Raw genomic sequence first — 12,937 nt, 5'->3', positions numbered from 1 at the left:
TTACCGAACAGCATGACTGCCCTCATGTGTGGCGCCCTGCGGACGGCTTCGAGATCGAGACTCTTGACCTTGTCGACGACCAGGGTGTGGATCCGGTGTGGCTTCTTTGGGATCGGGCCCTCACCACGCCAGAAGGTCTTGCTGTCGTCCAAGTAACTCGGGATCTTGACATCGACGTCCAGGTACCCGTCCTCTTCCCAGTAGTCGCCCCGGTCGAGTGCCGTCACATGTTGGCGCAGCATGGTGGTGACCGAGTCGGCTACGTAGACAGGCTGGGGGCGATAATTTCTCCCGACGCGGATGACCTGGCCCGGTCGGCCGGCCGGCCCCGGATCCATGTCGACCGCCAGGTAGTCGCCGCCGGTGCTGGTCGCAAAGGGGATCCAGTTCGGGCTGTTCAGCCAGCGTCGGATGGTCTCCGGCGGCTCCGCCTCGCCGGCCATCGCCCGCAACGGATTGTCCGTCCACTTCCACTCGTAGTGGTGATGGATATGGGTGGTTGTGGACTCGAGACCGAACCACGGGTGGCCGTGGAACAGCCCGATCTCGTCGTCGCCGTCAGCCTCGCCGTACAGGGCCACCAGGTCAGGGGGCAGTTCACCCTGGAAGGCGTCCAGCAGGGCGGCCCGCTGGACCGGGTCCAACGGAGGAGGCAGAAACTCTTCCTCCCCGTGGATGTCCGCACGCTTTTGTAGGTACTGGCGGAACAGCCGGACAGCCTCCTCCGGATCACCCGCGGGCGTCGGGTCGGATGGCCCGTTCTGCTCGGCTCCAGGCTGCACGGGCAGGTGGTCCGGACGCAGAACATAAAGAAGCTGGTCTTGCTCAGGGTACGTTTTACGCGTGATGGCCTGACTGAGCACCGCCTCGAACCGCCCCGAGGGCTCGACAGTCAGCTCAATCGTCAGATGGTCAGTGGATGCACCGCTGAGCGCGTACAGCTCCTTAGCCCCCCGTGGGACTACGCACCCTTGTTTGTGGCCATCGGCCATCTCATAAAAACTGTTCCCGCCGCCGCTGCCCGAGGCCCCACGATAGGTACATAGCCGCCCTCGTCGCCACCCCTCCGGAGCGGCTGCCTCGATGCGCGCAGCCATGGTCCGCAGAACTCGTTCCACGGAAATCTTCCGCTGATCATCCATGCTGACAAGTTCTACACGGCTCCACTGACAGCCCGCGCAGGCTCACTTGCGGTTCGGATGGAGCTTTTGCGCAGCAATCGACGTTGCGACTTGGAACATGCGTTTGCTTCGCCGCGGACCAAGATTTACTGCGAGCCTGGCGCCCGCCCCACCGCTGCGGCCAGGCTCCGGGGGCGGCGGCCAGTGGGCACGGCGAGACAGATGGCCCCCGCGGGGCCATCGTGCAGGCAAGGAGCCGCGGGGCTCGCCGGTATGAAAGCGGCATCTTCCATATCGATGCCCCCTTTGCAGATATACCCCGCACCAACCTCTGGCATATGCCAGCATACTTGCCGAACACTACATAGCGCAGATCAAGCCAGCGCCAACCGTTCCTTCAGCTGGCGCTTGGTCGTGACCTTCAGCTCAACTACGGGTGGGCTGGACTCCGGCGCCAGGGCCTGTCGAAGGGCAGGTATGGGCCCCGGTGCCGCGCCTGCGGCGCCCCGATGTCCGCTGGGGGGCGGGGTAGTGGATGACGAACGGGTCGGCGCCAACGGGCTCGTACCATTCCGGTCTCCGTCCTCGCGCAGCACGAAGGGGCGCGGCTTTGGTGGTGAGGCTGGCCTCCACCCTGCGGGCGCATGACCTCCGTCAGTGACACCATCCGCCGGAAAGCTTTCACCAGCACCAGATGCTCGACAAGATTCGCCATGCCCTGGACAGCGAGAGCGATCCGCCGGAAGAAAGGTGTCTGCTTGACATCGCTTCACGGGCAGAGGCCGTTCGGGTGATGGTGCTGTCGGCACCCGCGGCCAGCTCGCGTAGCCTCGTTACCAGAAGGGCACCGACAGTTATTCCGCCACCGCTGCGCCGGTCGCGGTGCGAAGGGGTGCTGGATGTCGATGACAAGTCGGCGCGGTTTGCTGGCGAGATCTGCAGGAGCGGTGGCGGTCACCCTCGTGCCCAGCTCCGGCGCGGCGAGGGTGAACACACCGCGGGAGCGGCCGGTAACTACGGTCGACGGACGCGTGGACTGGGACGCCTTGCGGGCGCAGTTCCGTCTGGAGCCGGGATGGGTGAACCTCGCGTTGTTCTACCTGGCCTCGCATCCGAAGGTGGTGCGGGATGCGGTGGATCATCTGAGGGCACAGGTCGACGCCAATCCTCTGTCGGTGACCACGGGGATGGCGCTGCCCGACGGTCCGACCGGATGGCCCCGGGTACGCCAGTCGCTCGCGGCCTATGTGGGAGGCCGGGCCGAGGACATCGCGATGACGGCGAGCACGAGTATCGGGCTGGGTGTCGTCTACAACGGCGTCGTGACCCGTCCGGGACAAGAGTTTCTGCTGACGGAGCACGACCACATCTCCCATCGCACCGCCGCCCGGTTGGCCGCCGAAAAGCATGGCAACACGGTGCGGCTGGCCTCCTGGTTCGCCGATCCGGCCACCACGACGGCAGACGGCATCGCAGCGGCAGTCGGCAAGGCGATACGCCCGAACACCAGAGTCGTGGGGATCACCTGGGTGCAGTCCAGCACGGGGCTTCGGATGCCGGTGCGTGCGGTGGCCGAGGTGGTGCGCCGGGCCAATGAAGGGCGCAGTCCTGCCGACCGGTGCCTGCTGGTCGTCGACGGCGTGCACGGGCTGGCGGCAGTCGACGAGGAAGCCGCCGGCCTGGGCGCAGACATGGTGATCGCCGGAACGCACAAATGGCTGTTCGGCCCAAGGGGAACAGGGCTGGTCTGGGTGGCGCCGGACGTCCTGGAGCAGCTGCGACCCACGTTCGTGAGCTTCATCAGCGGCGGGGGAGCAGCGTCCCTGTCGCCCGGCGGGTTCTTGGCGTTCGAGCATGCCTTCGCCCTGCCGGTCGCGGTGGCGCTGCATGAGCAACTGGGCCGAGCACACGTTGCCACTCGGATCACACAGCTGTCGACCCGGGTGAAACAAGGACTGAGCCGCATTCGCGGGGTCACCGTGCACACCCCTGCCGACCCGGAACTGTCAGCGGGCATCACCTGTTTCAGCGTGGCAGGCCACACCCATCAGCAGGTCGTCGACCACGCCGCCGCCCACCGCGTGCGGCTGTCCACCTCGACCTACACCCGCATCGGCACCGCCGTCATCAATACTCCAGCAGAGGTCGACACTGCGCTCAACAGCCTGGCCGATCTCACCCGCTGAAAGCCGTTCTGGGCTTCCCCGGGGCGTCGCTGGGGCGTCGGCACGGGCTACGGCGACGGGCTGGAGATGGTTCCGTCGAGCGCAGGGCGGCGAAGGCCCACAGGTAGCCGACGGCGGCCAGGCGTCGGCTCATGTCCCGGCCGGCTCTGACCCTCCTCGTGAGCGCGGTAGGACCGTGTACCCGAAGTTGCGCGGCCCTTCGGGTCACCCCAGCAGCAACCCCGTTTCTTCAGGGGCAAGTAGCTACGCGTGCGTCCTGAGTCGAACTACGCGGTCAGGGTCTCCAACAGCGGCTCGGCGCCGCCACGGGCCTGCCGGAGGGGGGCGAGTGCGCTGCGTACGAGGTCGGCCATGGCCTCGCGGTCCCGGGTGAGGACGGGGGAGACCAGGAGGTCCGCGGCGTGGAGGACGGGACCGTCGAGGTTCATACGCGCTGCCAGGCCGAGAGCGTTCAGCGCCTCTCGGTAGGACTGGACGACGCCGCAGCGTCGGAAGGGCGACATCGCTCTCGTACTCCTACCTCTCGCCCTGGCCACTTGGCCGGGCCCCCACGCACGCCGCCGGGCCCGCTTAGCTTGTTCTTTAACTACCGTCGGAAGCTGCTTCGACTAGCTTCACGAGGGGCGCCAGGATCTGTGGCAGGTCGTTTTCGGAGGTGAGCACCCGTTGGTCCTGCCAGGTGTGCTCAGTTCCGGAGTCGATGAAGAGCAGTGAAGTGGCACCCGATTCCCAGAGGAACACCATCCCCGTGCGCTCGTCTGATTCCAGTGTGAGGCTCACTGCCGTGGCCTTCGGCCGCCCTCGGGCCGGGGTTCCTGGGACGGGCCGCTTCACCGCAGAGCTGATCCCACGAGAGCGAAGCTCGTGTTCATGTGCGGCATGCCAGTCCTTGAGCCACTGAGCGATCTCTGTCATTGCGCCCCCATGTGGGCCTCGAACGGCCGTCGAACTTGATCGTAAGCCCGGCAATCACCGGACGCAGGAACGGCCTTCGTCTGATCATGTGCTCCGACCAAGGGGCACGTGACCAAGACGAAGGCCGTGAGGGTGAGTCTGCTGCCTGTTGCTGTCCGGAGGGAAGCGTTCGCGGAAGAGTCAGCCTTCCGGCGTGAGTTCTATGAGTGTCTGACCGTTCGGCGCGACGAGTTGTTCGAACTGGTGGACGCGGTGCTGTGTGCAGACGGTGCGGTGAAGCCCCGGTGGACTTGACGTTACTGCCCGAGCATCGTCGTGGGCGCGGAGCGATGTACGGCGGCCTGAACCACGGCCGGATCGACGTCAATCGGCTGCGGACGGTGCTGGCCGGGCTGTCGCTGCCGCGTTTCGACGGCGGGTGCCTGGTCCTGGCGGTCGATGTGTCGCCGTGGCTTCGTTCGGACGCGCGTGCTCAGCGGAGCGGCTGTTCTGCCACGTCTACGGCCGTGCGAAGACGGCGTCGCAGTTCATTCCAGGCTGGCCCTACTCCTTCGTCGTCCTGCTGGAGCCGGGCGCCAGGTCCTGGACCGCGATCCTGGACGCGGTCCGGCTTGGCCCGGCGGACGATGCGACCGCGATCACCGCTGACCAGCTTCGAGGAGTCGTTGAGCGGCTTATCACCGCGGGCCAGTGGCAGGCCGGGGGCCCGGACATTGTGATCGTCAGCGATGCCGGCTACGACGTCACCCGCCTGGCCTGGGTCCTGCGCGACCTGCCCGTCGAGATGGTCGGCCGGGTCCGCTCCGGCCGCGTCATGCGTCTGCCGAAACCACCGAGGATGCACGGCGTCAACGGTCGGCCACCCAAGCACGGCCCGGAATTCCGGTTTACCAAGCCGGAGAGCTGGCCCGAGCCCGCGATCACTACCGTTACCGACACCAGCAACTACGGCACGGCCGAGACCCAGGCATGGGACCGGGTCCACCCCCGGCTCACCCACCGTTCGGCCTGGCTCGACCACGACGGTGAACTCCCCTTGGTGGATGGGACGTTGATCCGGCTGAAGGTCGAGTACCTGTCGAAGGAACGCGAGGCTCCGCCAGTGTGGTTGTGGACCTCGAAGACCGGCGCCCCCCCGACGACGTGGACCGTTGCTGGCAGGCATTTCTCCGCCGCTTTGATCTGGAACACACCTTCCGCTTCGCGAAGCAGACCCTCGGCTGGACCACCACGAAACTCCGCACTCCCGAGGCCGCGGACCGCTGGACCTGGATCCTGATCGTCGCCCACACCCAAATGGGCAGGGTCGCCATCTATCTGGGGAGCCTGGCGCCGTGCAGTGAAACCGTCTTCATGCCCAAGAAGGGCGGCTTCGTCCGGGCCACCAGCGATACCACAGTGTGGACCCGCGGCGGCAAGCCTGCCGCGCTGTTCTTCGTTGATCGTGTCGGAATCAGTTGGCGGAGGGACCCGGCCGACCTCAACCAGCTGCCGACGCCAGGACCCCCGCAACCTTACGGGCTCATTGTTGGGCCAGACTCCTGGACCGAGACGAAGACCGCAACCCTGTGCAGCGACGCGTAGCCCTGGCTGACCGTCTGATCCGAAGGTCAATCAGGGCGCCATCGTTCTCGCCTCGCTCCCACAGGCCGCGAAGGCGCGGACCGTCGTCTTGATCATGATCTGTTGATAGCGCCGTAGCGTCGGTCGTCGCCGAACAGGGATGGTGGTCACTCGCGGGAGTGGCTAGGTGTATTGATCACGAGCGTTGTTGACACTGGTCGGGCTTGATCACGGCGAAGACCTCCGGTGTGGTGGAGCTGTCTAGGACTGCACCGCACGGAGGTCTTCGTGTCCCACCGTAATGCCCGGCTGACCGTTCATGGCAGGCGGCTGCTGGTCGAACATGTCTGCGCGGGGGATCTGCGCTGGCAGTTCCCGGCGGGCAAGCTCGAGGTAGGCGAGTCGTCGGAGCAGGCGGCCGTGCGGGAGCCGCAGGAGGAGACGGGCGGCGAATTCTAGGGGTGGGGCTTCCTCCGTGTCACCCAGTTCCGGAGTTTCTTGGCTGTTCCGGGCAACCTGCGCACCTCCGTAGCCCGCCGTGCGCGGAAGCCGTCCTCACCTCGTTGATCACGGAGTATGTCGGACCGCACGCAACATTTCAGTAGCGCACGATGCATTTCGGTGCGTCCTTCAGCACCGCACCGAAGGTTTCAGTGATGTCCTCCGAGACGCGCGGTTAAGGCAACTATCCGGCCGTGCTCAATCGTCCTTCGGGCATGACGCACCCGAGCTCCGCACCGTCCCCAAATCTGCCTGACTGGCCGCACTGCGGCCACGGCACTACCCCAGAAAACCCAATGGGCTGCCGCGGCATCCACGTAACCGGCCACACCGCATGCCTCGCCCACCTAACTGAGGCCGACCGCGATGCCTACCTGGCCGGACTGGTCCCCGGCAGCGACATCGACCATCGCGGCACCCCGTTCACCGGACCTCTCGTCAGTGCCCTCCTCGACGCCCTCCGCGACCCCGCCACCGGACACCCCCGCCTCGGCCTCGCCCTGTTCGGCTCGGCGATCTTCCATGGCGGCGCCACGTTCGAGTCGGCGACCTTCCAATCCGCCGTATTCGGCCGGGCGGCCTTTCAAGGCGTCACCAGCTTCGCTTCGACGACCTTCCAACACCGCGCCGTGTTCTACTCGGCGACTTTCCAGGACGGCGCCACGTTCGATTCGGCGACCTTCGAAGGCGGCGCCACGTTCGAGTCGGCGACCTTACAAGCCGCCCAGTTCGACCGGGCGACCTTCCAAAATGACGCCGCGTTCGGCCGGGCGATCTTCCACGGCGGCGCAGGGTTCGAGTCTGCGATCTTCCACGGCGACGCCGGGTTCGAGTCGACGACCTTCCGAAGCGACGCCGGGTTCGAGTCGACGACCTTCCGAAGCGATGCCAGGTTCGGCTCGACGACCTTCCACGGCGACGCCGGGTTCGAACAGGCGGTTTTCGAGCGGTTGGCCAGCCTCGGGCCGTTGGTGTGCGCTGAGCGGGTGGTGCTGTCCGGGGCCGTGTTCGGCGGCCCGGTAACCCTCTCGTTTGCCGCGCGCCGCCTGGAGTGCCGGCGGACCCGCTGGTCGTCAACGGCAGAGGTGCGTCTGCGCTACGCCACGGTGGACTTTGCACACGCGGTCTTCGAATACCCCCTCACCATTGCCGCGGAGGCCGAGCCATTCGTGCTCCCTGACGGGCTGCCGGTTGCGGAACATATCCTTGCCAGGGATGCCAGGGTGCGGATCGCCTCGCTGCAGGGAGTGGACGCGGCACACCTAGTCCTGGCTGACGTCGACCTTTCGGGGAGCCTGTTCACCGGGACCGTGCATCTGGACCAGCTGCGGATGGAGGGCGCCTGCTCCTTCGGCACGGCACCGTCCGGCATGCGCTGGCGTACGTGGCCCCCTGTCCGGTTCACCCAGCGCCGCATACTCGCCGAGGAATGTCACTGGCGCGCGAGCCAGCCGACAGCGGGTGGGGGCTGGACCGTGGCGCTGTCTGGCTCCGGACACGTCGGGCCGGCGCAGCTGGCGCCTGTGTACCGGGCGCTGCGCAAGGCGTTCGAGGACGGCAAGAACGAGCCGGGGGCGGCGGATTTCTACTACGGCGAGATGGAGATGCGCCGTCACGACCGTACTGGCACCACTCCTGCCGAGCGCAGACTGCTGCACGGCTACTGGCTTCTGTCCGGCTATGGCCTGCGCGCCTCCCGGGCCCTGGGCTGGCTCGTTGCCGCTATGGTCGTCACAATCGTGCTGCTGATGGGCTTCGGACTCCCAAAGGACGCCACGAAGCAGGAAGCGACCGGCACTGTGCCGCCCGGCGGAGGCAAGGTCACCTTCGAGATCGACAAGGCGGACCCCCAAAACCCCACCAAAGACAGGTTCGCTGGCAAGCGCTTCGAGAAGGCCCTGAACGTCACGCTCAACTCGGTGGTCTTCCGCTCTTCCAACAATGACCTGACCACGGTCGGCACCTACATCGAGATGGCCTCCCGCGTAACCGAGCCCGTTCTGCTGGGCCTCGCGGTCCTGGCCGTCCGCAACCGTGTCAAGCGCTGACCACCCACCCGAGGGCATATGGGCAGCAGAAAGCCGCCGCGAGCACGGCCAACGGTTGTGTCTAGGGCCTTTCCGGCCCGCGTCATGGCACGCGGATGCGGGCCATGGCCCACCGCTTCGTTCTGGGGCGAGTGGGACAGACCATCTTCAACTGAACGCAGCGCTCGGGCACGGCGCCGACACGGCTTGGCGCCCTCTGCGTTGGTATCTCGAAGACTGTGCACAACTTGGTTCGAGTGCTTGGGCTGTGGTCGCATGGTGGCGATGCTCTCCAACGAACCTTCCGCAGATTCCAAGGCCCGGGTACCGGTGAGCCGTGCTGCCCAGGACGGCCCGGCCTCGGACAACTAGGGCCTGTCCGGCGGATCTTGCCGGACAGGCCCTTGGTCCCGAGGAGGGCTCAGCGCTTGAGCGTGAAGGTGAAGTCGCAGGAGAGCTTGCCGCTCAGCCGGACTGCCGAAACGAGTTTGCCCTCCGTGATCAGTCTCTCGACCTCGGCCCGCGAAAGACCGCACCCTTCAGCGATCAGTCGCACCGGCCGGACAGGGATCCGCGCCGCAAAGCGGACCGAGACGTCGATCGCCTCGCGGTCCATGTGACCCGATCCGCCGGTGTCGAGGCGCCAGGCGTCGTCCCAGTCGAGGGCGATGCGATTACGACGCTGCACGACCGGATCCTGGAGCAACTCAGCCGCCAGACCAAGGTCGTTGGCATGTAGGCGGTCCAGCAGCTCAGGCTGTACGGAGCGCACATTCACCCGCTCCAGGATCGTGAGCTTTGCAGTCTCCCCGCAAGAGGTGCAGAGCACGAGGAGCCAGGCGTCGAGGAGCTTGTGGTTTGCGTTGACGCGAAACTTGCCGTTCGCCCGGAAGCGGTCGGATGCGCACGTGTGGCAACGGCGGAGGACGAGAGGCAGGCAGGTGGGCATGACAACCCAGTTGTTGAGCACAGAAGTACACCGGTTTCAGTGAGAAGACCGCAGCAGAAAGGAGCGCGGCGCACACGTGCGACGCGCGACAAATCAGCACTTGGGAGGTCTCACAGGGTGTACAACGGCACGTCCTTGCCTAGGCCGTTTCGTTCGGATCTTGCGAGGCTTGTCATACTTTCCGAGTGGAGATGCAAGCCGAGGAGGCAACGCGGCGTTGGCTGGCTGATCAGGGCGTCAGTCGGGTGAGCGACGGGTGGGTGAGCGACGAGGAACCGGACGCGTTGCTCACCGCCAACCAGGTGGCGCACTCCTGGGCCGGTGATGTGTTCGCCGAAGACCTGGATGCAGCCGAGCAGGTGCGGTTGGCTTTCGGGCTGCTGGACCTCCTCGACGAGTACTGGGTCACGTGCGAGATCCGGTTCGCGAACGAGGGTGTGGAGGGTCCCCTGCCGGCCGACGTGCTGTGGGACGGCTACCGTCAGCGGCTGGAGGCGGACCGGGAGGCCGAGGCCGTCACCTACTCGCTGTGGGTGGACTGGTTCGAGGATCACGCCACTTCTGCGACGGCCTTCGCCGAGGTTCTCGGTAACGACATCGACCGGGTGGTGGCCGAGCGATCGGAAGCCCTGCTCCGCCGAGCCCATCGGGTTCTGGAGTGTTCGGGACCGGTGCGCTGGACGGTGAAGGAGCTGACGTACCGCACCGCTATGCGGCTTCCTGCCCTGCACTCGGCCGTCTTCAGCGGCCTCCTGGCGAGCTTCCACGACGTCTGCGGCGACCTGGAGCCGGCTGCCGCACTGACCTTCCTCGGCCGGCTGGATCTTCCCGCGAACACCCAGCACCTTGCCGAACTGCGCCACGTACTTGCCGCGGGGCACAAGAACCACTACCGCAGCCCTGGTGCCTGGGACGATGCGGTTCGCTCCTGCTCCTGAGTCGTTGGCCTGGCAGACCAAAGAAAGATGCCGGCGACGTAGAGTCCGGCCAGATAGATGGTTGCGGTCTTCTCGTAGCGGGTGGCGATGCCCCGCCACTGCTTCAGGCGGTTGATGCAGCGTTCGACGGTGTTGCGCTGCTTGTATGCCTCGCGGTCGAAGGCGGGCGGTCTGCCGCCTTGGCTGCCGCGCCTCAAGCGGTGGCTGCGTTGATCGGCCGGTGGGCAGCGAACGCAGCCTCGTCGCCGTCAGCCTGGGACCCAACCGCACCAAGGGAGACAAGGACCCAGCTGAATGGATGCCGCCAGCCAAGGACGCGACGTGCACCTACGTCGCCGACTGGGTATCCGCGAAGCTCCGCTGGAAGCTGACGGTCGACCGCGCCGAGCGGACCAAATTGCAGAAGGAGGCAGCTGGCTGTCCTGGTACCAACACCACGTTGACGCCGGCCCATGAGACCGGACCGGCACGGGCCGCTCCCTCCGGACGTGCCCGCGGGCAGGCCAGACCGGATCTGCCTTCCTGTGGCAGCCTGACCTAGACGCTATGTCCGTCGTCCGGCCTATCCGTGTTCCGCCCCGTTCGGTGTCCGCCCCGGACCGTTCCTGCCCGCGCCCTCTAGTCCCGGCTCCTCGCTGAGTGACCGCGCCCGAGCGGCTCTCTGGGCTGGACGGACCCGAACCCGCCACCCGGCCACCGGGCCCCCGGCCGCGCCGAGCTGTCTGGGGCTCCTCTTGCTGCGCCTCGGACCTGTTGCCTGTTCGCGTACTCAGCCTCGCGATGCGGGGAGCGCGTCGAAGCTGAGCACTGTCGGCGGGAACCGGACACTTTGACCGATTCCCGCGCCCTTCCATCAAAGTCCACCAAAAGGTGAGCAGTGCGTGTCGAGCCTGTGCTTTGATGCCGTCAACGCGATCGGGGGAGCGCGGAGTTGACCTGTGGTCCCTTGGTCGGCCGTGACCACCACAGGGGGTACAACTTGAAACTGGCAAAGCTGCTCACCACGGGAGCCGTGGTCCTGAGTGTGCTGGGAACAGCCGCACCTGCCGCCACGGCTGCTCAGCCCAATGCCGGACAGCTGCGGGTCACCATCCGCCCGACCACCCACCAGACAGACGCTGCGGGCCGCAGCGCCATCGCCGCCGCCTCGTGCACCATCAACCGGATCACGATCAACCGGTTCAGCGAGTGCGAATGGGTCGCTGTCCACGTCGACGTCATCAAGGTCATCAACGGCCGACCCGTCATCGAAGGCACCGCCGACTTCAACGTCAAGCACCAGATGACCCTGAAGGCGAGCTCCGCGAACTGGAGCGAGAAGTTCACCGTCTCCAAAGCGAAGACCACCCGCGCCGGCAAGGGCGTCCACCTGAACATCGCCGCCTCCTCCGGCGGCGGCACCAAGGCCGGCATCCACTTCCCACAGGGCCACAGCCTCGACAGCGCCGCCTCCGGCACCGTCAACTACACCACGGGCACCATCGCCAGGAAGAAGATCAACCCCAAAGCGAAGACCACCTACGGCTACACCTTCACCAAGCCCGGCTACAGCCCCGGCAAGACCTCCTACGCCTCCGCCGTCTACCGGTGCGACAACTACTACGGCACCACCGGCTGCGCCATGACCGAGGCCCCCACCGCCATCAACCTGATCACCCTGCCCCGCATCTCCGAAGGCATCCGCAAACTCCGCTCCCACGGGGGCCACTACGGCGACCCCAACGGCGGCAAACCCCTGCACTGGATGATCAACACCACCCAGCAGCGCAAGAACCGCCAGGCCGTCTGCAACCACCCCGTCCCCCCGGACATGCGCCGCGCCGGACGGACCTCCTGCGACGAGTACCCCTTCGCCTCCACCTACGAAGGCGGCACCCACCTGCCCGCCAGCCAGCGCACCATCACCTGGGTGAAGAAGAACGAGAACGACGCCCAGGGCGCCGGCATCACCAACTGGCGGCGCCAGTTCCACGTCATGGACCACGACCCCTTCTACGTGATCGCCTGACGGCCAGCCCCGCACTGCGCTAGACCAGGGTGTCTGCCTCCCTCCGTCACCGGGACGCAGACACCCTGCTCAAAGAAGGAGTCAACCCATGCTGGTCCGTGAAGCATCTTTCACCTTCGAGGTGGGGGAGAGCGGCTACCTCATCGGCTTCACCGAGCACGACGACTACCCCGACGAGATGCCCTATGGCTGGCACTGCGGACCCGCAGGCAAATCCAGTGCGATCGTCCTGACCGCCACCGACACCGGCCCCGTCCGCATCGCTCTCCAGGTCCACGACAGCCCGCCAGCGCCCGAGACCGATCCCGCCTGGGACCCCGCTGAGGAACTCAGCCTCCAGACCACGACCTCCCCCGTGCAGCTGTCGACGCTCGAGGCCGGCGACATCCTCGACGCCTGGCCCGCCGACCAGCCACCCCTCCACATCACAGCAGCCCCCGACAGCGGCGCCTGGGTGCGCCTGCGTCTGCACTGCCACACGGACAATCGCGAGCCCGGCCTCGGTGACCGCGGCGAGCGCCACCTCCTCCAGCTCTGGCCTGCGCCTCAGAGCCCGCCCCAGCACCCGCCCCTCACCGAAGCACACCAAGACGACCGTGCCGACTACGCCAGGCACGCCGCCATGCCCGTAGAGGACTACACCACCACCTACCCCTACGAGGTCCTGGGCTAGCGGCCCACCTCCGCTCGCGCGGAGAGCACGCGCCGGCCAGCTCGTCGAAGACCTGG

8 protein-coding genes and 4 pseudogenes are annotated in these 12,937 nt (G+C 66.7%); 8 read left to right on the top strand and 4 right to left on the bottom strand.

The annotated features are described in order from the left end of the window. Positions 1-245 precede the first annotated feature (245 nt). Positions 246-992: pseudogene (locus tag STRNI_RS00885) on the bottom strand (SMI1/KNR4 family protein); the annotation flags it as partial. Between the two features lie 1,160 nt (positions 993-2,152). On the opposite strand from STRNI_RS00885, the gene STRNI_RS00880 reads away from it, so the two are divergent. After that, a complete protein-coding gene (locus STRNI_RS00880) occupies positions 2,153-3,307 on the top strand; it encodes an aminotransferase class V-fold PLP-dependent enzyme (RefSeq protein WP_266450510.1) in 1,155 nt (384 codons plus the stop codon). Between the two features lie 275 nt (positions 3,308-3,582). On the opposite strand, the pseudogene STRNI_RS41475 reads toward STRNI_RS00880, so the two are convergent. Further along, a pseudogene (locus STRNI_RS41475) lies at positions 3,583-3,903 on the bottom strand (PucR family transcriptional regulator); the annotation flags it as partial. Between the two features lie 451 nt (positions 3,904-4,354). Between STRNI_RS41475 and STRNI_RS00870 the strand changes: the two are divergent. The 3 genes and pseudogenes from STRNI_RS00870 to STRNI_RS00860 form a co-directional block, all read left to right on the top strand. Then, positions 4,355-5,521 (top strand): annotated as a pseudogene (locus tag STRNI_RS00870) (NF041680 family putative transposase); the annotation flags it as partial. A gap of 552 nt (positions 5,522-6,073) precedes the next feature. Next, positions 6,074-6,244 carry an NUDIX hydrolase gene (locus tag STRNI_RS00865; protein WP_277410290.1) on the top strand — a complete coding sequence of 57 codons (171 nt, stop codon included), beginning with the start codon at positions 6,074-6,076 and terminating at the stop codon, positions 6,242-6,244. A 236-nt stretch (positions 6,245-6,480) separates the two neighbouring features. Further along, on the top strand, positions 6,481-8,334 hold the full coding sequence (locus STRNI_RS00860) for a pentapeptide repeat-containing protein (protein WP_417817568.1): 1,854 nt from the start codon (positions 6,481-6,483) through the stop codon (positions 8,332-8,334). A 400-nt stretch (positions 8,335-8,734) separates the two neighbouring features. On the opposite strand, the gene STRNI_RS00855 is transcribed toward STRNI_RS00860, so the two are convergent. Continuing rightward, on the bottom strand, positions 8,735-9,283 hold the full coding sequence (locus STRNI_RS00855) for a DUF1062 domain-containing protein (protein ID WP_109886335.1): 549 nt from the start codon (positions 9,281-9,283) through the stop codon (positions 8,735-8,737). A gap of 239 nt (positions 9,284-9,522) precedes the next feature. Here STRNI_RS00855 and STRNI_RS00850 point away from each other — a divergent pair, with 239 nt between their 5' ends. Further along, a complete protein-coding gene (locus STRNI_RS00850; RefSeq protein WP_266450502.1) occupies positions 9,523-10,200 on the top strand; it encodes a hypothetical protein in 678 nt (225 codons plus the stop codon). Here the strand turns inward: STRNI_RS00850 and STRNI_RS00845 are convergent. Further along, positions 10,152-10,415, bottom strand: a pseudogene (locus STRNI_RS00845) (hypothetical protein); the annotation flags it as partial. The gene STRNI_RS00850 and the pseudogene STRNI_RS00845 overlap by 49 nt on opposite strands. Positions 10,416-10,420: 5 nt before the next feature. On the opposite strand from STRNI_RS00845, the gene STRNI_RS41270 reads away from it, so the two are divergent. The 3 genes from STRNI_RS41270 to STRNI_RS00830 all read left to right on the top strand — a co-directional run bounded on the left by STRNI_RS41270 (position 10,421) and on the right by STRNI_RS00830 (position 12,881). Then, positions 10,421-10,741, top strand: coding sequence for a hypothetical protein (locus tag STRNI_RS41270; RefSeq protein ID WP_338149696.1), 321 nt, complete (start codon positions 10,421-10,423; stop codon positions 10,739-10,741). A gap of 438 nt (positions 10,742-11,179) precedes the next feature. After that, positions 11,180-12,208, top strand: coding sequence for a NucA/NucB deoxyribonuclease domain-containing protein (locus STRNI_RS00835; protein WP_266450500.1), 1,029 nt, complete (start codon positions 11,180-11,182; stop codon positions 12,206-12,208). Between the two features lie 88 nt (positions 12,209-12,296). After that, on the top strand, positions 12,297-12,881 hold the full coding sequence (locus tag STRNI_RS00830) for a hypothetical protein (RefSeq protein ID WP_266450498.1): 585 nt from the start codon (positions 12,297-12,299) through the stop codon (positions 12,879-12,881). Positions 12,882-12,937 lie beyond the last annotated feature (56 nt).

The organism is Streptomyces nigrescens (genome assembly GCF_027626975.1).
Lineage (GTDB): Bacteria > Actinomycetota > Actinomycetes > Streptomycetales > Streptomycetaceae > Streptomyces > Streptomyces nigrescens.
Note: the sequence above shows the minus strand (reverse complement) of the source record. Positions and strands in the feature narration are given on the sequence as shown.